Source organism: Burkholderia sp. JPY481 (assembly GCF_038900515.1).
Classification (GTDB): Bacteria; Pseudomonadota; Gammaproteobacteria; order Burkholderiales; family Burkholderiaceae; genus Paraburkholderia; species Paraburkholderia youngii.
In genome coordinates this window covers 142,998-161,818 of record NZ_JAYMRT010000006.1, presented here as the reverse complement: position 1 = coordinate 161,818, position 18,821 = coordinate 142,998, and the positions used below count along the sequence as shown (strand labels likewise).

The following is an 18,821-nucleotide window of genomic DNA, read 5'->3' as shown; positions in this document are numbered from 1 at the left end:
ACTGGTGTGAAAGGCGTCCTTTGTTCGTCCTGTGTCTCGTGCTGGCGCTATTCTTGTTCGCTCAACATTGAATCCAACAGGTGCCGTGATGGATAAGAACGACGCAGCCGGTTTGCTCCCTATCCACGGCGTGCCGCGTGCCGAGGAAACCCTCGATCCCGACGATTGGACGGCGCTGCGCGCACTCTCGCACCGCATCGTCGACGATGCGATCGACTACCTGCGCGACGTCCGCAGCCGGCCAGTGTGGCAAAGCATGCCCGAAGACGCCAAGGCCTTGTTCGAGCAGCCGCTGCCACGCTCGGGAGCATCGGCGGAAAGCATCTATCACGAGCTTTGCGACAATTTGATGCCCTATCCACTGGGCAACGTGCATCCTCGCTTCTGGTCCTGGTACATGGGCGCAAGCAACTTCACCGGGGCACTGGGAGACTTCCTGGCGGCCATTCAGGGTTCTAACCTGGGCGGCGGCAATCATGCGGCGGCGTTGATGGATCAGCAGGTCGTCGACTGGTGCAAGGAGATGGTCGGCTTTCCCGCTTCGGCCAGCGGCACATTGGTCAGCGGCGGCTCAATGGCCAATATCATTGCGTTGACAGTGGCGCGCAACGCGAAGGCTGGAATCGACGTGCGGGAGCATGGTGTCGCCGCCATCGAGCGGCCGTTGCGGTTTTATGGCTCCGATCAGATGCATAGCTGCCATCGTAAGGCGATGGAGTCGCTCGGCCTGGGAAATACGGCGTTGCGGCGGATTCCGACCGATGGGGCGTTGAGAATCGACGTTGCCGCTCTGCGGAATGCGATCGCAGAGGACCGGGCCGCGGGGTTTCAGCCTGCGTGCGTGATCGCAACGGCAGGGACCGTCAATACCGGCGCGATCGACGATCTGATCGCGCTGGCCGATTTGGCCGCTGAAGAGGACGTCTGGCTACACGTCGACGGATGCATCGGCGCGCTGATAGCGATCGCGCCCGACAATGCACATCGCGTTGCGGGCATCGCACGCGCTGATTCGATCGCCCTCGATCCTCACAAGTGGTTGCACGCCCCGTTTGAGGTCGGCTGCGCGCTCGTTCGCGACGCCGCTGCGCATCGTGGCGCATTCGCGCTGACTCCGGAATATCTGCAACCGACACCGCGTGGCATCGCTTCGGCTCCGTGGTTATACGAGTATGGATTGCAGACGTCCAGAGGTTTCCGTGCGCTGAAAGTGTGGATGGCTCTGAAAGAGCATGGTGTCGAGAAGTTCGGCCGTCTGATCGATCAAAACATCGCGCAGGGTCGCTACCTCAGTGAGCTCATCGTCTCTGAGCAACGCCTCGAGTTGGTCGTGCCGACCAACATCAACATCGTATGCTTCAGATATCGGCCAGAGAAGGAAATGGAAGAGGAAGCGTTAAAGGCTCTCAACATCGAGATCATGTTGCAGCTTCAGGAGGCTGGTATCGCTGCGTTGTCCGATACGACGGTGCAAGGAGTACATTGCCTCAGGGTCGCGATATGCAATCACCGGACACGTCGGGACGACCTGGATCTGCTGGTCAAGGAAATCGTTCGACTCGGAGACCGGATTTTGCGTGGAAGTCGTAGCGATTGACTCCCGGTTCCTCGGCATCGTTCGGCCGTGAACCGCAGATGGCGGGCATTCTCTATTCGCGAAAGATATCCGTGCCACCACGCAGCAGGAGCGAGACCAACTGTGACTGGCGATGCGTTTGTGTTTTCCCCTCAATGTCCTTCAGATATTCTCGTGCGGTCTTAGATTTGATTCCCATGATCAACGCGGCTTCGTCAACATCATGCCCGCGCGCCAATAGTGCTGCGAACTCGGCCTCGCGCCGGGTGAGCCCGAATGTTTTCGCTACGTCCGACTGATTGACTGCAACGGGTCGCTCCGGATCGAAAATTAATAAAGCCGTGCAAACAAGTGGACTGATCCCACCCAAGGATTCAGGCGGCATCACCGGTATGGCGCGAACAATCAACGGTAATCGCGGAGATCGTCGAGAAACATAGCAGCGAGGCGCTGCACGCATCGTCAGGCGACTGATGGTCAGATGCGACCGGTCACCATTGATATCGATCGCGCAAGCAATCGTGTCCCGCAAGCTTTTCGCGTCCGACAGAACAAGGGCAGATACTTCCTGATGGTTAATTATCAAACCATCGTGAGGTTCGCAAAGCGCCTCTGCATAGCGATTGACAAAGACGGGTTGGGCTTTCGAGTCCAGAAGCACGACGCCTATATTGAGGCGCATCAAAAGGTCGAATGCACCATTGGCGCGCAGATCAGCCGACACCATATGACTGCGCGCGTTCAACGCCGCGGCTAGGTGTGGCGCAATCATTGCGGCAGCCGAAAGATCGGCCTCGCCAAAGTCTATGGCACCGAGCTGTCTACCAGCCGAGAAATAAACCTGCTGCATATCGGTGCGGGAAACCGGCAGAACGAGCCCATAGAACATATTCGCGGGCTTGACTACCTCGTTATAGATGTGAGTGCGTTTGAACTCGGAGTCTGAGATTTCTGATGACTGTCGTCGCGGTGTTCCGACTGGAATATTTTTGATCCACTGCGGAAGGCGGTTTTGAAATTCGCGCTGAAGCCCTCGGGCAAAAACCGGCTCGAGCCCCGCCGACACTGAAAGCGCCGTCGCGCCTCTCTGGGTCGCGATTAAAAATCCCCAGTCCGCACCGATGGCCGTGACAATACTTGCCGCAGCCTCTTCCCACGCTTGCGGCGCTAGAACCGCTTCGTAGATACGCTGAATCGCCAAATGAATATTGTCTGTGCCCACAATCGCCTGATCCTTGCCACGAGAGGGATCACCTAACCTCGACGATTTCCAGTTTAAGCACGTCTCGACGCTTTAAAACGCCTTTGGGCGGCATTACGCCGCCAGAATCGATGGAAAATGTGGTCGAATATTCATCGTGTAACTACAACAAAATATCGTTCATCTCGTTGACGCAAATCATGATTCACTTTGGCGTCAATCATTCGTTACTCCCAAATGGGGGTATGCATGCGATACAAGCTGGTCAAAAATAGTTGGCGACATGGTTCGGAAAGCACGCATTTCCCTGTTACGTCGAGTTGAAAGACGCCGACGCTCAAGATCAACCGGCGTGACAAACGTTTCTCCTGGTAGCCGCAAGGCCCGCTTTTGCCGCCTGACCGTGGCGCCGAGATCACCCTATTTGATCGCTCGGCCGGAGTATAGCGATGCCCGTTGTTAGGGTTGCCGATTCGAAGTGACTTTTTATCTTTCCTGAATCGAACAGCCCAATATTGATTGGAGTCGAACCATGTTGCCATTTCTCTCGCTGCATGCACTTGCAGCGCAAAGCGGTGATGGGCTGCGTCCCGAACTTCTTGCTCTGTTCCTGCGCCACGCACAATCGGAAATCGGCCTCTGTGCCGACATTGAGCCGGACGAAACAGCGATTCCGTGCAAGCCGCCAGAGGCCCTGCAACGTGCCTCGGCAAATGAAGATATTCGTGAAGAGTGCCACGCGAAAAGCCCGGAAACCCCTCACTCTAGCGAGTGCGATGCGCGGGTAAATTAACCGTTGAGAACTGGCGGCGTCGCGATTCCATGGAATGCTTCAAGTCGCTTGAAACCGGGCGGCGCTTTAGGGTGCCTCCCGCTGTGTGCGGATGGCGACTGCGACGTTCGACAGCGTCACGATTCGCCCAAATGCCTGGCTGATTGCGACTCCCCGGTGGCAAAAAAAACCCAGATACACTGCTGCTGCCAGGCTCCTAAGAACACGTGCTCCTCCTGCTCAACCGCACGGCCGCCGGCGCCTTTACCACCTGAGGCCCAGCTTCGCGCAAACCGAATATTCACGCCCCGCCTATCAACCTGGCGCGTTGCTATCTGTTCCCTGTTCTGATTTCCGCGTAAGGCGTACTCTCTTGAACGTATGCGTCGGAATTGACGGCAGTGGACTACGTGGGTTTGCGTCACCGCCCTATTCCTTTTGTTGCCGGGCAGGACGCGTTCACGGAAATGCCACCAAATCGCTCAACCGCGCTACGAACGGCGGAGCCGCGCCCCATCTTTCTGTCTTGAACCGCAAGGTCGACAGAACTCAACGGAGGCAGCATGAATAAAAGCAATGCGAGCAGAATAATCGGCGCAACCTTAGTCGCGGCCATCGCGAGTGCCTCGGCCTATGCGAACGCGCAACCAGGTCTGAGCACGACGACCGACGTGGTCGCACAAAAGGTGGCGGCCTCGAGCTCACCGCCTCGACCCAAGCCGGATACTTCGATAGTTCGCGACGTTCGCCGTGCCCTCAGGCGCGTACCGGATATGGATGATTCAAAGATTCACATCAGGGCGAGCCACGGCGTCGTTACGCTCACCGGGACGGTGCCGGAAAGCTGGCAGATCTCGCGCGCCGCCAATGCGGCGAGATCAGTGCTCGGTGTCAAGTCGGTGAGGAACAGATTGACAGTGCGAGAAAGCGACGCAGCAACCATTGAGCAGCGTCCCACGGTATCGGCCGGATAGGTAGGCGATGCTCGACAGATCGACCGGATTGCGCTTTCCGTGCGGACCGGTCGCCTACGTCTACTGTCTCCCCCTTACGGCGATCCCGTTCCCTGCGCCCGAGAAAAATAGAGCTCGGTTGGTTCGAAGAGATTCGCCGGCAGAGCGTCTTCCGCGAACCATGACCATGCTTCGCATTTGTCCGGCTCCATACATATTGGCGTTCCTGTTGAATCGCCCTCGACGAACAAAGTGATATGCCGAAGCTTGCCGGACTCGATCCATCCCGTCCTCCAGGTTGTTGCCACCGGTTCCGTTAGCACCAGACCCGTCTCCTCGAGCAACTCGCGCGAAGCAGCGGCAAGCGGATCTTCACCCATGTCGACTTTGCCGCCGGGGAAGCCCCATGTGCCGTAGCCATATTCGCTACGGCGCAGACCCAGAAGATAACGGCCTTCGCGCTGAATCACCACGCCGACACCGAGCAAGGTTTCAGCCGCGTATGACGCGTCACCGTGACGAAAAGAATTCATTCGGCAAGTCTCCCATGCTACGCATCCGTTCCGACGCGGCGATCGATCGGTTGTCATCAAATCCATGAATCGTTTCGTGGACGCCGACACACAGGCTCTATCGCGGGACCGTTCAAGGTTTGGATCGAAGGACGTTGCATCTAGCTCTTCACGCGTTCGGATCGCGGATCGTACGGCGCCTTCAGATGCACGGTTGCCCTCACCTGTTCGCCCGCCACGTCGATCGTATAGCGGCCTTGCGTGAGCCACGCGGCATCCGCGGGACCATCGGCACGGTTCACGAAACCCATTGCGACCGGACATCGCATGGTATGCCCGAACGCGGCTGAGGTGACCGCCCCTACCGGCTCGCCGTCGCGCAGGATAGCTTCGCCACCCCACAGCATCAGATGCTCGACGCCGTCGGCTGTCAGGGTCACGAGACGCCGGCGCAGCGGCGCGTCGCGCAGACGCAGAAGCGCGTCGCGGCCGCGAAAATCAATGTCCTTGTCGAGCTTGCAGGCAAATGCGAGGCCCGCCTCGAACGGATTGCAATCCGGCGTCAGCTCGCGGCCCCAAGCCCGATAGCCTTTTTCGATCCGCAGCGATTCGATCGCGTAGTAACCGGCGTTGACGAGGCCGAACGGCTCGCCAGCCGCGTGCAAGGTCTCATAGACCCCGACCGCGAATTCGACCGGCACATACAACTCCCAGCCCAACTCGCCGACGTAGGTGAGGCGCGTCGCCCGCACCGTCGCGTAGCCGATGTCGACTTCGCGGCTCTGGCCAACTGGGAACGCCTCGTTGCTCCAGTCCGCCTTCGACACGCTTTGCAACAGCGCGCGAGCGTGCGGCCCCATCACCGCGAGCACCGCGTACTGACTCGTGACATCGACCACCACGCAGTGGCGCTCGGGCGCAATCGCCTTCTCCAGATAATCGAGGTCGCGCGTTGCCTGCGCCGAGCCCGTCACGATCAGGTATTGGTCGTCGGCGACGCGGGTCAGCGTCACGTCCGATTCGTAGTTGCCGCGCTCGTTCAGCACGCCGGAATAGACGGTGGTGCCGGGCGGCACGGCGACGTCGTTCGCTACGATGCCTTGCAGCACCGCTTCGGCGTCGCGCCCCTTGACGAGCAGTTTCGCGAACGAACTCATGTCGAACAGGGCGACCCGTTCGCGGCACGCACGGTGCTCGGCGCCGCTCCACGGTAGCCAGTTCTGCTGGCCGAACGCGTAGTCGATGCGCACTTCTTCGGGGCTCGGTGCGAAAAAATTGGCGCGCTCCCAGCCCATCTTGCTGCCGAAGCACGCGCCGTCGTCGCGCAGCAGCGCATACAGGGGCGAACGCCCGAACGGCCGCGCCGAATCGAGCTCGCGGTTGGGCCACGGCATCGCGTAATGCAGGCCGAGCGTTTCCTTCACGCGATCGTGCAGCCACGTGTCGTTGCCATTGAAGCGCGCAAAGCGGCGGATGTCGACCGGCCACAAGTCCATGGTCGGCTCACCAGCGACGATCCATTCGGCGAGCGCCATGCCCGCGCCGCCCGCCGACGCGATGCCCATCGAATTGAAGCCGGCCGCCACGAAAAAGCGGCGCAGCTCCGGCGCCTCGCCAAGGATGAAGTTGTTGTCCGGCGTAAACGATTCGGGGCCGTTATAGAACTGCCTGACTTGCGCGGTTTCGAGCGCCGGCACGCGCACGAGCGCGTTTTGCATCAGGATCTCGAACTGATCCCAATCATCCGGCAGCAGTTGGAACTCGAAGTTCTCGGGGATGCCCGCCATGCCCCACGGCTTCGCGTTCGGCTCGAAGCCGCCCATCACGAGGCCGCCCACTTCCTCCTTGAAGTAGATGTAGCCGTCCGGATCGCGCATCACGGGCAGATCGCGGTGCACGCCGGCGATCGGCTCGGTGACGATGTAGTAGTGCTCGGCCGAATGCAGCGGCACCGTGACGCCGCACATCCGCCCGACCGCCTTGGCCCACTGGCCTGCGCAATTGACCACGATATCGGCGTGCAGCGTACCTTCGGCGCCGTCCTTGCGGCGCCAGGTGACGCCGCAGGCCTCGCGGCCCTGGCGCGCCGGCCGAGTCTGCACTGCGGTGATGCGAACGTTTTCGACGATACGTGCGCCGCGCATGCGTGCGCCGCGCGCGAGCGACTGCGTCAGATCGGTGGGATTCGCCTTGCCGTCGCCCGGAAGCCAGACCGCGCCGAGCAGATCGTCGGTGCGCATCACCGGCCACAGTTCGCCGGCCTCGCCCGGCCCAATGACTTCGCAGGCCACGCCATAGGCGCGGGCGACTGCCGCCGTGCGTTTCAGCTGGGTCATGCGCTCTGCGGTGCGCGCGACCGACAGCGAACCGCACTGCTTCCAGCCCGTGGCAAGGCCGGTCTCGGCCTCGAGTTCCGCGTAAAGCTTCGTCGAGTAGCGGATCAGCTTCGTCATGCTTTCCTGCGCCCGCAGCTGCCCGACGAGACCGGCCGCATGCCAGGTGGTGCCGCACGATAGCTGCCCCTGTTCGAGCAGCACGATGTCGGTCCAGCCGAGCTTGGTCAGGTGCCACGCAACCGAGCAACCGACGATGCCGCCGCCGATGATGACGACACGAGCGTGGCTTGGAATTTCCGTCGACACCGGGCGACCTCGCTTTTTTGGAAGTGTGTGGCAATGTGTGGAAAACGCTGTGGCCATAGACTGCAACAAAAAAACGCAAAAAACAACAAAAACCGGAAATCGCCGGGAGCAGCGGAGAGCGCGAACACGGTGAAAATTCGCCGAAAAGCCTTGAGTATTGGGCATTGTACGCAGGCCCGTAATCCGCGAGACACCTTCCCACCTCGCCTTTTTCGAGCTGGGGCCACGGGTATCCAACCGCAATAAAAATCCCGATCGACGAGGAAAGTTGTGTTATTTTGTGGCATCCTGACGGTCGAAACCCGTCACGCCGTTACGCGTCGCGCCCCTTTCTGTTTTTGTCACGCTGGCCGCTTATGTATCCGTTGCTACGTCGTGCCGAGATTTTGCGGATCGCCCAGTCACGGGGCACCACCTCGATCACCCAGCTCGCCGAGGCGCTCGCCGTATCGGACGAAACGATCCGCCGCACCGTCAAGCCGCTAATCGAGGAGGGCCTGCTCATCAAGGTGCACGGTGGTGTGATGCTGCCCAGCCATCTAGAGGAGTCGCCGTTCCGGCGGCGTATGCACGAGCACCGGGCGGAAAAGGAAATCGTCGCGCAGCAGATTTGCGAATTCGTGCAAGACGGCGACTCGCTGATCCTCGACAGCGGTACGACCTGCACTCACATCGCCCAGGCACTGCGCAGCCGCTCCCGCCTGACGGTGATCACCAACTCCGCCGCCATCGCCAGCCTGCTCGCGCAGCACAACGGCAATCGCGTGTTCATGGCGGGCGGCGAACTCTGCGCAGACGACGCCGCCGCGCTCGGCGAGCCCGTGCTCGCCTACATCCGGCAATTTCACGTCAAGTACGCAATCGTCTCGGTGACGGCCGTCGATCGCGCGGGACGCTTCATGGACGCACAGCCGTGGGATGTCGAGTTCGCGCGTGCCGCGTTCGGGCAGGCGCGGCAGCGGGTGGTCGTCGCCGTGCACGCCAAGTTCGAGCACAGCGCGCTGGTGCGCGCGATGAACGCCGACGAGATCGACGTGCTGGTCACCGATGCGCCGCTCGACGCGCACTATGCGCAGCTCTTCGCCGCGGCACGCGTCGAAGTGCGCTATCCGGGCAGCGCGGCCGCGCCGGTGATCGCCGCCCTCGCACGGGAGACGGAAGGCCCGGGCGAGGCAGCGCATCGATCGCATCCGCGCGGTCTGCCCGACGCAACTTGCCATTCATCCAGCGACGTCCTCGCCGACGATGCGCACGGAGAGCCACACCATGCTCGATAACCGCTCAGCCGGGCCCGTGCCCGCTTCATTGAACCCGAACCGCCGCCTCGCGATCGAGCGCATCGACTACATCGTGCAAAGCCTCGAGGCGAGCGGCTCGGTCAGCGTCGCCAACCTGTCGGCGACGCTCGGCGTGTCGCGCGAAACGATCCGCCGCGACCTGAAGATCCTCGCGGAGCAGGGCCGCGCGAATCTCGTGCACGGCGGCGCGGCGAAGCGCCCGGTCGCCGAACCGTCGTTGGCGAGCCGCGAAGCGGTCAACGCGCTGGGCAAGGCGGCGATTGGCGCCGCGGCCGCACGACTCGTCGCGGACGGCATGGTCGTGCTGATCGATTCGGGCTCGACCACGCTCGGTCTGGCCGAGGCGCTGCAGCATCATCGCGACCTGACCGTCATCACCAACAGCCTGCCGATCGCACTGATGCTGTGCCGCGCGCCTGGCGTGAAGGTCGTCGTGCTCGGCGGCGACATCGACCCGAACGACGAAGCCGCTATCGGCGTCGAGACGATGACCGCGCTCAGCCATTTCCGCGTCGATCTCGTGTTTGTCGGCGTGGGCGGCATCTCGCCCGAAGGCGAATTCACCGATTACTCGCGGCTCGCCGCCGAGCAACGCCATTTGATGATGAAGTCGGGCAAGAAGGTTTACGTGCTCGCGGACCACAGCAAGTTCGAACAGCAGACGCCCGTGCTGATCGCGCCCGTGCCGCACATCGCCGGACTGATCGTCGACGCCGAGCCGCCCGCGGGCATCGTGCGCGCCTGCGCCGAACAGCGCTGGGAAGTCATCATCGCCAATCGCCACAGCTAGCATGACGATGACGCTTCCCGTGTTCTTCGCCGTGCTGTCGGCCGCGCTTTTGCATGCGGGCTGGAACGCGGTGATCAAGGTGCGGCTCGATCCTTTTCTGGCGATGACCCTGCTGTGCATCGCCTGCGGTCTGATCGCGCTGCCGTCGCTCGCGTTCACCGGATTCGCCCGGCCTGCTGCGTGGCCCTGGGTGGCGGGATCGGTGGCGCTTCATTTCGGTTACTACGTGTGCCTGAGCGAGGCATACCGTCGTGCCGACATGAGCCAGATCTACCCGATCGCGCGCGGCTCCGCGCCGCTGATCACCGCGCTCGTCTCCGTCACGATCTTGCACGAGACGATGAGCGCGGGCGGCGTCGCGGGCATCGTGCTGCTCGGCAGCGGCGTGTTGCTGCTGTCGCTGCGCGGCCGCCATCACTCCGCGTCGGAAAACCGTGTCGCGCTCGGCTTCGCGCTGCTCACTGCGGTGACGATCGCGGGCTACACGGTCGTCGACGGCGTGGGCGCGCGCGTCGCCGGCAATCCGAACTCCTACGCGGCGACGCTGTTCGTGTTCGATGCGTTGCCGATGCTGACGCTCTGCCTGTATCGCTACGGGCCGGCCGGCATGGCGCCGATGCGGCGTTTTCTGCTGCCGGGCTTCGCGGGCGGCGCGATGTCGCTCGCGGCATACTGGATCGTGATCTGGGCGATGACCGTCGCTCCCATCGCCCTCGTTGCGGCAGTGCGCGAGACGAGCGTGGTGTTCGCCGGCTTCATCGCCGTCTATGTGCTCAAGGAGCCGTTCAGCCGCGTGCGCACCGCGGCCGCTACGTTGACGTTGGCCGGCCTTGCGCTGATGCGGCTGTTCTGATTCTCAGCGTGGGTTTCGGCGATGACGGCAGGCCACGGGGCTTCTGACCGGTGACGCATCCGGCCGCGCCCTGCACTCCACCAACCCCGGTTATCCCCTCCTGTCTCCCCATGCGGGTTTGTCCCGAGCGGCGGCCGCTTTCCCATATCCATCGCGGACTTCGCGAACTTTCAGGCGGCGTTTCGCGCGTCCGACTGGAATGTGGCATTTTTTGGCATCTTGACTGTTTTTGTTGCGGCTCCTAGAGTGGGTCTCACGCACCTGCGCAGTACCCAAATCGACCCACAAGGAGACATCGATGACCGGTTCCACGTATGCATCGCCGGCTAGTTCCGAAACTGGCGATCCGCTGTTGCTGACCCCCGGACCACTGACCACGTCACGCACCGTCAAGGCCGCGATGGTTCACGACTGGGGCTCCCGCGACGCCAACTTCATCGAGATCAATCGCTCGGTTCTCGCGCGCCTTGCCGCGATCGCCAATGGCGCGCGCGACTGGGTGACGGTACCGATGCAGGGCTCGGGCACCTTCGCCGTGGAGGCGATGCTCACCACCTTCGTGCCGCCAGGCGGCGAGGTGCTGGTGCTGATCAACGGCGCGTATGGCAAGCGCGCGAAGCGCATCCTTGAAATCGCCGGCCGCAAGACCGTCGTGCACGAAACGGCCGAGGACACGCCGCCCGATCTCGCCGAGATCGACAAGCTGCTGGCCGCCTCGCCGTCGATCACGCATGTGTTCGCGGTCCACTGCGAGACCACTGCGGGCATCCTGAATCCGATCGCGCAGATCGGCGCGCTCGCGGCCCGCTACCGCAAGGGCTATCTGGTCGATTCGATGAGCGCGTTCGGCGCGTTGCCGCTCGACGTGCAGACGATGCATATCGATGCGGTCGCCGCATCGTCGAACAAGTGCATCGAAGGCGTGCCCGGTCTCGGCTTCGTGATCTGCCGCCGTGAGGCGCTGGCCCGCACGCAAGGCAACGCGACCACCCTCGTGCTCGATCTGCACGAGCAGTGGACCAACCTCGAAAAGACCAGCCAATACCGCTTCACGCCGCCCACGCACGTGATCGTCGCGTTCCATCAGGCGCTGGAGGAATTCGATGCCGAAGGCGGCGTCGCGGGACGCGGCGCGCGCTATCGCAACAACTGCCGGATTCTCGTCGAAGGCATGCGCGCGCTCGGCTTCAAGCCGTTGCTGGCTGAAGCGCTGCAGGCTCCGATCATCGTCACCTTCCATATGCCCGAGGACCCGCGCTTCGAATTCCAGCGCTTCTACGACAGCCTGAAGGCGCGCGGCTACGTGATCTATCCGGGCAAGCTGACGGTTGCGGACTCGTTCCGGATCGGCTGCATCGGCCGGCTCGGTGAGCGCGAAATGCGCGCCGCGCTCGGTGCGATCAGCGAGGTGCTCGATGAAATGGGCATGAACGCGCCGGTCGCGAAAACGGCTTGAAGGGGGACATCATGAGTACGCTGCAAGACACCGTGCTGAGCATCAACGGCCGCGACTACCGCTTCCCATCGGAGCCGGTCGTCGTAATCTGCCTCGACGGTTCGGAGCCCGCCTATATCGAGGAAGCCGCGAAGGCCGGGCACGCGCCGCATCTCGCGAAGCTGCTGCGCACGGGCACGAGCCGCATCGCCCAATGCGTGATTCCGAGCTTCACGAACCCGAACAATCTGTCGATCGTGACGGGCTGTCCGCCGAAGGTGCACGGCATCGCGGGCAACTACTTCTACGACCGCGCGAGCGGCGAAGAAGTGATGATGAACGACGCCCGCTTCCTGCGCGCACCGACGATCTTCGCCGCGTTCCACGACGCCGGCGCGAAGGTCGCCGTCGTCACCGCGAAGGACAAGCTCCGGACGCTGCTCGGCAACGGGCTCGACTTCACGAGCGGCCGCGCGATCGCCTTTTCGGCTGAAAAGGCCAACGAGGCTACCCGCGCACAGAACGGCCTTGGCGACGTGCTCGCCTACGTCGGCAAGCCGCTGCCGGATGTGTATTCGGCGGACCTGTCCGAGTTCGTGTTCGCGGCAGGCGTAAAACTGCTCGACACGTTCCGGCCCGACCTGATGTACCTGTCGACGACGGACTACGTGCAGCACAAGGCGGCGCCCGGGTCGCCCAAAGCCAACGAGTTCTACGCGATGTTCGACCGCTACGTCGGCGCGCTCGATGCGGCTGGCTGCGTGCTGGCGATCACCGCTGACCACGGCATGAACGGCAAACATCGCGCGGATGGCGCGCCCGACGTGCTGTACCTGCAAGACCTGTTCGACGAATGGACCGGCAAAGGCCGCTCGCGCGTGATCCTGCCCATCACCGATCCGTACGTCGCGCATCACGGGGCGCTGGGCTCTTTCGCCACCATCTACCTGCCCGAGGGGATCGCAGCGGCTGAAGCAGCGGCGCTGCTCGAACGGCTGCGCAAGACCGAAGGCATCCAGCTCGCGCTGACGAGTGCGGAGGCCTGCGAGCGCTTCGAGCTGCCGCCCGACCGTATCGGCGACGTCGTCGTGGTCGGCACACGCGCCAAGGTGTTCGGCACGAGCGCCGCGCGTCACGACCTGTCGGGCCTGACCGAGCCGTTGCGTTCGCATGGCGGGCTATCGGAAGAGAACGTGCCGCTGATCGTCAACCGCAAGACCGATTGGCCGGCAGACCGCGCATTGCGCAACTTCGACATCTTCGATGTCGCGATGAACCACGTATTGCAGGGCGCCGCGGCGTAACGCGTCGATCACAACAACCCGCGCGCCCCGCTTCTCGCGACGGCCTGCGGGCTCCACCGGATCATTGAACGAGGTATTCGATGAACGTCATGACCAAACCCGCCTTCAGGCAGGAATCGATGCGCATCGCCGGCCAGCACACAAGCACCGACGAGCTGATCGAAGTCTTCAACCCGTACACGAACGAGGTCGTCGGCACCGTGCCCGCGGGTCGTCCCGAACACGTGCAACAGGCGTTCGCAAAAGCGCACGCATTCAAGCCGCGGCTCACGCGCTTCGAGCGTCAGCGCATCCTGCAGCGCACGGCCGAGATCCTGAGCGAGCGCAAAGAAGACTTCGCACGCCTGATCACCGCGGAGTCGGGGCTGTGCTGGAAGGATGGGCTGTACGAGGCGAGCCGCGCCTACGATGTATGGTCGTTTGCCGCGCAGCTCACGATCAAGGACGACGGCGAGGTCTATTCCTGCGATATCAGCCCGAACGGCAAGAACCGCAAGATTTTCACGACGCGGCTGCCGCTGCTCGGCGTGATCTCGGCGATCACGCCGTTCAATCATCCGCTGAACATGGTGAGCCACAAGCTGGCGCCCGCGATCGCGACCAACAACCGCGTGGTGCTGAAGCCCACCGAGCTCACGCCGCTGACGGCGCTCGCGCTTGCCGACGTGCTCTATGAAGCGGGCCTGCCGCCGGAAATGCTGAGTGTCGTCACCGGCAATCCGCGCACGATGGGCGATGCGATGATCACCGACCCGCACTGTGATCTCGTCACGTTCACAGGCTCCGTGCGAGTCGGCAAGTACATCGCGCAGCACGCGGGCTATCGCCGCACGGTGCTGGAACTCGGCGGCAACGATCCGCTGATCGTGATGGAGGACGCCGATCTCGACAAGGCCGCGCAGCTCGCGGTAACCGGTGCGACGAAAAATTCGGGGCAGCGCTGCACGGCGGTCAAGCGGATTCTCGTCGTGCAAAGCGTGGCCGATGCGTTCGTCGAGCGAGTGCTCGTGCATGCGAAAAAGCTCAAGTGCGGCGACCCGATGGACCCGTCGGTCGACGTGGGCACCGTCATCAACGAGGCGTCCGCGCAACTGTTCGAGCGGCGCGTGGCCGATGCGCAGGCCCACGGTGCCCGGGTGCTTTACGGAGCGCCGCGCGAGGGCGCGCTGTTCCATCCGACCGTCGTCGATCACGTGCCGTACGACTGCGAGCTCGTGCGCGAAGAGACCTTTGGCCCGGTGATTCCGATCATCCGCGTGCCCGATGCGCTCGATGAAGTGATCCGGGTTTCGAACTCGACCGCGTATGGCCTGTCGTCGGGCGTCTGCACGAACCGGCTCGACTACATCACGCGCTTCGTCAGGGAGCTGGAAGTCGGCACCGTGAACGTGTGGGAAGTGCCCGGCTATCGCACGGAGATGTCGCCGTTCGGGGGCATCAAGGATTCAGGCAATGGTTACAAGGAGGGCATGGTCGAGGCAATGAAGAGCTACTCGAATGTGCGGACCTGGTCGATGCCCTGGGAGTGACCGGCCGCGCGACCAAGTGAAATGCTGACCTCATCCGAACTCAACGCAAGGAAGGATGGATATGAAAACTCGTCTGATCGCCCTGGCCGCCTGCGCGCTCGCCATGGCAACGCCCCCCCTCTACGCACAGTCCGACGTCGTGACCATCTATGCCGCGGATGGTTTGCACGACGGTTCGCCGAGCTGGTTCGGCAATCAGTTCGACGCCTTCACGAAGGCGACCGGCATCAAGGTGCAGTACATCGAGGCCGGCTCGAGCGGCGTGGTGGACCGGCTGAGCAAGGAGAAGTCGAACACTCAGGCGGACGTGCTGGTGACACTGCCGCCGTTCATGCAGAAAGCCGCGGCTGACGGCCTGTTGCAGTCCTACTCGCCGGCGGGCGCCGACAAGATCGAGACGCGCGACAAGGACCCGAAAGGGCTGTACTACGCGATGGTCGGCAACTACCCGAGCTTCATCTACAACTCGGCGGTGCTCAAGAGCCCGCCCAAGACCTACGCGGACCTGCTCGCGCCGCAGTTCAAGCAGAAGATCCAGTACTCGACGCCGGGTCAGGCCGGCGACGGCACTGCGCTGATGCTGCAGACCTTCCACGCGTTCGGCGGCAAGCCGGCCGGCTTCGACTATTTGCGCAAGCTGCAGACCAACAACCTCGGGCCGTCCGCATCGACCGGCAAGCTCACGGCGCTCGTCAACAAAGGCGAACTCTTCGTGGCCAACGGCGATATGCAGATGAACCTCGCGCAGATGCACGACAACCCGAACGTCGCGATGTTTTTCCCGGCCGGTCCAGACGGCCGCCGCACGACCTTTGCGTTGCCCTACTACGTCGGCCTCGTGGCGAACGCGCCGCATGCCGGCAACGGCAAAAAGCTGATCGATTTCCTGTTGAGCGCGCCGGCGCAGCAGGAGGTCAGCAAGGTCGCGTACGGCTTCCCGGTGCGCACCGATGTGCATCCGTCGGACAGCAACTTCCAGGCGTTGAACACGTTGCTGAAGGGCGTCGACATCTGGCAACCTGATTGGAACCAGGTGCTCCAGGAGCTGCGTCCCGACGTGGCCGCCTACAACCAGGCAATTTCCATCGACTAACCCTGCTACCGACGAGCGACTAATGGCAAACACCATGACCATGGAACGGGGGCCGCAGCGGCGCGCCTCCGCTGCGCCGACCGTCATCGCGCACGGGGCGAGCGGCATCGGTTTCGAAGGCGTGTCGGTGGCTTACGGCAGCCAGACCATTCTGGAGTCTCTGACGCTGACCGTGAAGCCCGGCGAGATCGTCGCGCTGATCGGCCCGTCCGGCTCCGGCAAGACGACCGCGTTGCGCGCCGTCGCCGGCTTCGTGCAGCCGAGCGCCGGGCGCATCACCATCGGCGATCGCGACGTGACGCGGCTGCCGCCGTACGCTCGCAACATCGGCATGGTGGTGCAGAACTACGCGCTGTTTCCGCATATGCGCGTCGAGGACAACGTCGCCTTCGGGCTGCGTGCCCGTGGCGCGGACGCCGAGGTGATACGCGAACGGGTGCCCGAGTGCCTCGGGCTCGTCGGCATGGCGAAGTACGCGAAGCGCTATCCGCGCGAGCTGTCGGGCGGCCAGCAGCAGCGCGTGGCGATCGCCCGCGCGCTCGCGATCCGTCCACAGGTGCTGCTGCTCGACGAGCCGCTCTCGGCGCTCGACGCGCAGATCCGCCGCTCGATGCTCGACGAACTCGCGAAGCTGCACCGCACGCTGCCTTCGCTCACGGTGCTGTACGTGACGCACGACCAGACCGAAGCGCTGACCCTCGCGAACCACATCGGCATCATGCGCGACGGCCACCTGGTTGCTTACGGCGACGCGCAAGGGCTCTATCGTCATCCGCCGAACCGCTTCGCCGCCGAGTTCCTCGGCCGTGCCAACGTGCTGCCGGCGCAGCAGCTCGAACCGCTGGCCGACGGGCGCGCGCGCGTGCGCTTTCACGGCCAGCTGCTCGAAGGCTGCAACCATCACGGACTCGCGGCCGGCGCCGCCTGCTTCGTATGCGTGCGGCCACACCATCTGCAGTCCGTTGCGGGCGGTGTTGCGCGAGGCGCCGATGGGCAACGCATGAACCAGATGACGGGGTCCGTCGTCAGCGTGCAGTGGCTCGGCGAAATGCACAGCATCGTGCTCGATGTCGAAGGCGAGTTGCTGCGGCTCACTTGCGCGCCGCTCGCGGAGCCGCCAGAGCCGGGCACTGCACTCAGCGTACGTTTCGATCCCGCGGATGTCACTCTCGTACCGGAGGCTGAACGTCATGGCTGATATCGTCATCGCGCCGCCGGCCCGCGCGCGAGCGCCGGCCGCGGGGCCAGGCGGCCTGTGGATCGCGCCGCCGCTCGCGGTGCTCGCCGCGCTGTTCTTCTACCCGTTCGGGCTGATCGTCGTGCAGGCGTTGGGCGGCGACCAGCATGTGCTGTCGTTCGCGAACTTCGAGCACGTGCTGCGCTCACGCCAGTTCCTGAGCGGGCTTTATCACACGATCGCGATCGCAGTATCGGCCTCGGCGGGATGCCTCGTGCTCGGCTTCGTGTTCTCGCTGGTGATCGCGTTCGTGCCGTTCCCGGGCGCGCGTTTCGTGGGCCGGCTCATCGATACGTTCATCGCGCTGCCCACCTTCCTCGTCGCGCTCGCGTTCACGTTCGTGTACGGTTCGGCCGGACTGCTGAACCAGTCGCTGATGCAGATGTTCCATCTGCCGCTGCCGCCGCTGAATTTCCTGTACACGCAATGGGGTGTCGTGCTGTCGGAGATCACGGTCTATACGCCGTTCATCATGCGTCCGCTGCTCGCGTGCTTCTCGCAGATCGACAGTGCGCAGATCGAAATGGCGGGCAGCCTCGGCGCGCGGCCGCTGCGCATCATCCGGCAGGTCATCCTGCCCGCCGCGTTGCCGGCGCTGCTGGCGGGCGGCAGCCTGTGTCTGCTGTTGACCGTCAACGAGTTCGGCATCGTGCTCTTCATCGGCGCGAAAGACGTGATCACGTTGCCGCTGCTGATCTACGACAAAGCGATCCAGGAATTCGACTACACCACCGCATGCGTGATCGCCGTCGTCAATATCGCGCTGTCGCTCGGGCTTTATGCCTGCTACCGGGCCGTCGTGTCACTTTGCGGAGGTCGCCGTGCTGCTCTGGGCTAAATGGGGTAAATGGCTGACGTGGGGCGGCACGGCGTTGCTGTTCTGCGCGGTCTATGGGCTGCCGGTCGCGATGATTGCGCTCGCCAGCATCAGCGGACAGTGGAACGGCATCCTGCCGAGCCACCTGACACTCGAGCACTACGCGCGTGTGCTGCATACCGATTCGGCGAGCCAGCTGCGCGTGAGCGTGCTGACCGGCGTGGTCGCGAGCGTCGCGGCGCTCGTCAGCGGCACGTGGGCCGCACTCGCGCTGCGTCGCATCAAAGGCCTGCCGCGCCGCGTGCTGGACGTGATCTTCTTCGTGCCGAGCGCGGTGCCGTCGGTGTCGATCGGGCTCGGCTTGCTGGTCGCGTTCAGCCGGCCGCCCGTGCTGCTCAACGGCACGGCGACGATCGTCTTCATCGCGCACTTCCTGCTGATCTCGGCGTTCACCTACGGCAACGTGGCGGCAGGGCTCGCGCGGGTCGCGCCCGAATACGGCGAGGTGGCCCAAAGTCTCGGCGCCCGGCCGCTCTACCAGCTCTCGCGCGTGACGCTGCCGCTCGTCGCGCCGTACCTGCTCGCATCGTTCAGCCTGAGCTTCGCGCTGTCGATGGGCGAGCTCGGTGCGACGCTGATGATCTATCCGCCGGGCTGGGTCACGCTGCCGGTGGGCATCTTCGCGCTGTCCGACCGTGGAGCGATCTTCGACGCTGCGACGCTCACGATGATTCTCGGTATCGGCACACTCGCGGTATTGATGGGGCTCTCGCGCATCTCGAACCGTGCGATGGTGCGTGGATGACGGT

General features: G+C 63.5%; 16 protein-coding genes. 13 read left to right on the top strand and 3 right to left on the bottom strand.

Annotation, left to right across the window (positions count from 1 at the left end; genetic code table 11):
• Positions 1-88 precede the first annotated feature (88 nt).
• A complete protein-coding gene (locus VSR82_RS17135; protein WP_429462587.1) occupies positions 89-1,597 on the top strand; it encodes a pyridoxal phosphate-dependent decarboxylase family protein in 1,509 nt (502 codons plus the stop codon).
• Positions 1,598-1,649: 52 nt separating this feature from the next.
• Here the strand turns inward: VSR82_RS17135 and VSR82_RS17130 are convergent, their stop codons facing one another.
• Positions 1,650-2,798 carry a helix-turn-helix transcriptional regulator gene (locus tag VSR82_RS17130; RefSeq protein ID WP_498857947.1) on the bottom strand — a complete coding sequence of 383 codons (1,149 nt, stop codon included), beginning with the start codon at positions 2,796-2,798 and terminating at the stop codon, positions 1,650-1,652.
• Positions 2,799-3,309: 511 nt separating this feature from the next.
• On the opposite strand from VSR82_RS17130, the gene VSR82_RS17125 reads away from it, so the two are divergent.
• Both VSR82_RS17125 and VSR82_RS17120 read left to right on the top strand, forming a co-directional pair.
• Positions 3,310-3,570 carry a hypothetical protein gene (locus VSR82_RS17125; protein WP_410850052.1) on the top strand — a complete coding sequence of 87 codons (261 nt, stop codon included), beginning with the start codon at positions 3,310-3,312 and terminating at the stop codon, positions 3,568-3,570.
• Positions 3,571-4,112: 542 nt separating this feature from the next.
• Positions 4,113-4,523 carry a BON domain-containing protein gene (locus VSR82_RS17120; RefSeq protein WP_429462593.1) on the top strand — a complete coding sequence of 137 codons (411 nt, stop codon included), beginning with the start codon at positions 4,113-4,115 and terminating at the stop codon, positions 4,521-4,523.
• Positions 4,524-4,597: 74 nt separating this feature from the next.
• Here VSR82_RS17120 and VSR82_RS17115 read toward each other — a convergent pair whose 3' ends face one another.
• Both VSR82_RS17115 and VSR82_RS17110 read right to left on the bottom strand, forming a co-directional pair.
• Positions 4,598-5,101, bottom strand: a complete 504-nt coding sequence (locus VSR82_RS17115) for a nucleotide triphosphate diphosphatase NUDT15 (RefSeq protein WP_498857946.1) — start codon at positions 5,099-5,101, stop codon at positions 4,598-4,600.
• A gap of 74 nt (positions 5,102-5,175) precedes the next feature.
• Complete coding sequence (locus VSR82_RS17110; RefSeq protein WP_498857945.1) at positions 5,176-7,656, bottom strand: GcvT family protein; 2,481 nt, start codon at positions 7,654-7,656, stop codon at positions 5,176-5,178.
• 356 nt (positions 7,657-8,012) lie between these two features.
• Between VSR82_RS17110 and VSR82_RS17105 the strand changes: the two genes are divergently transcribed.
• The 10 genes from VSR82_RS17105 (at position 8,013) to VSR82_RS17060 (ending at position 18,817) form a co-directional block, all read left to right on the top strand.
• Positions 8,013-8,933 carry a DeoR/GlpR family DNA-binding transcription regulator gene (locus VSR82_RS17105; protein ID WP_429462597.1) on the top strand — a complete coding sequence of 307 codons (921 nt, stop codon included), beginning with the start codon at positions 8,013-8,015 and terminating at the stop codon, positions 8,931-8,933.
• Positions 8,923-9,744: a DeoR/GlpR family DNA-binding transcription regulator gene (locus tag VSR82_RS17100; protein WP_410850057.1), complete on the top strand. Its 822-nt coding sequence runs from the start codon at positions 8,923-8,925 to the stop codon at positions 9,742-9,744. The genes VSR82_RS17105 and VSR82_RS17100 overlap by 11 nt, the downstream gene beginning before the upstream one ends.
• Position 9,745: 1 nt before the next feature.
• Positions 9,746-10,597, top strand: a complete 852-nt coding sequence (locus tag VSR82_RS17095; protein WP_368583902.1) for an EamA family transporter — start codon at positions 9,746-9,748, stop codon at positions 10,595-10,597.
• Between the two features lie 298 nt (positions 10,598-10,895).
• Positions 10,896-12,053: a 2-aminoethylphosphonate--pyruvate transaminase gene (locus VSR82_RS17090; protein ID WP_410850058.1), complete on the top strand. Its 1,158-nt coding sequence runs from the start codon at positions 10,896-10,898 to the stop codon at positions 12,051-12,053.
• An 11-nt stretch (positions 12,054-12,064) separates the two neighbouring features.
• Entirely contained in the window at positions 12,065-13,336 is a 1,272-nt protein-coding gene (gene phnA / locus VSR82_RS17085) for a phosphonoacetate hydrolase (RefSeq protein WP_429462601.1), read from the top strand.
• Between the two features lie 80 nt (positions 13,337-13,416).
• Complete coding sequence (gene phnY / locus VSR82_RS17080) at positions 13,417-14,865, top strand: phosphonoacetaldehyde dehydrogenase (RefSeq protein WP_429462603.1); 1,449 nt, start codon at positions 13,417-13,419, stop codon at positions 14,863-14,865.
• 61 nt (positions 14,866-14,926) lie between these two features.
• Positions 14,927-15,958, top strand: coding sequence for a 2-aminoethylphosphonate ABC transporter substrate-binding protein (locus tag VSR82_RS17075; protein ID WP_429462605.1), 1,032 nt, complete (start codon positions 14,927-14,929; stop codon positions 15,956-15,958).
• Between the two features lie 22 nt (positions 15,959-15,980).
• Positions 15,981-17,156: an ABC transporter ATP-binding protein gene (locus VSR82_RS17070; RefSeq protein ID WP_498857944.1), complete on the top strand. Its 1,176-nt coding sequence runs from the start codon at positions 15,981-15,983 to the stop codon at positions 17,154-17,156.
• Positions 17,149-18,033, top strand: coding sequence for a 2-aminoethylphosphonate ABC transporter permease subunit (locus VSR82_RS17065; protein WP_429462609.1), 885 nt, complete (start codon positions 17,149-17,151; stop codon positions 18,031-18,033). Before VSR82_RS17070 ends, VSR82_RS17065 begins: the two co-directional genes overlap by 8 nt.
• A complete protein-coding gene (locus VSR82_RS17060) occupies positions 18,017-18,817 on the top strand; it encodes an ABC transporter permease subunit (RefSeq protein WP_176123549.1) in 801 nt (266 codons plus the stop codon). The genes VSR82_RS17065 and VSR82_RS17060 overlap by 17 nt, the downstream gene beginning before the upstream one ends.
• The last annotated feature ends 4 nt before the right edge of the window (positions 18,818-18,821 follow it).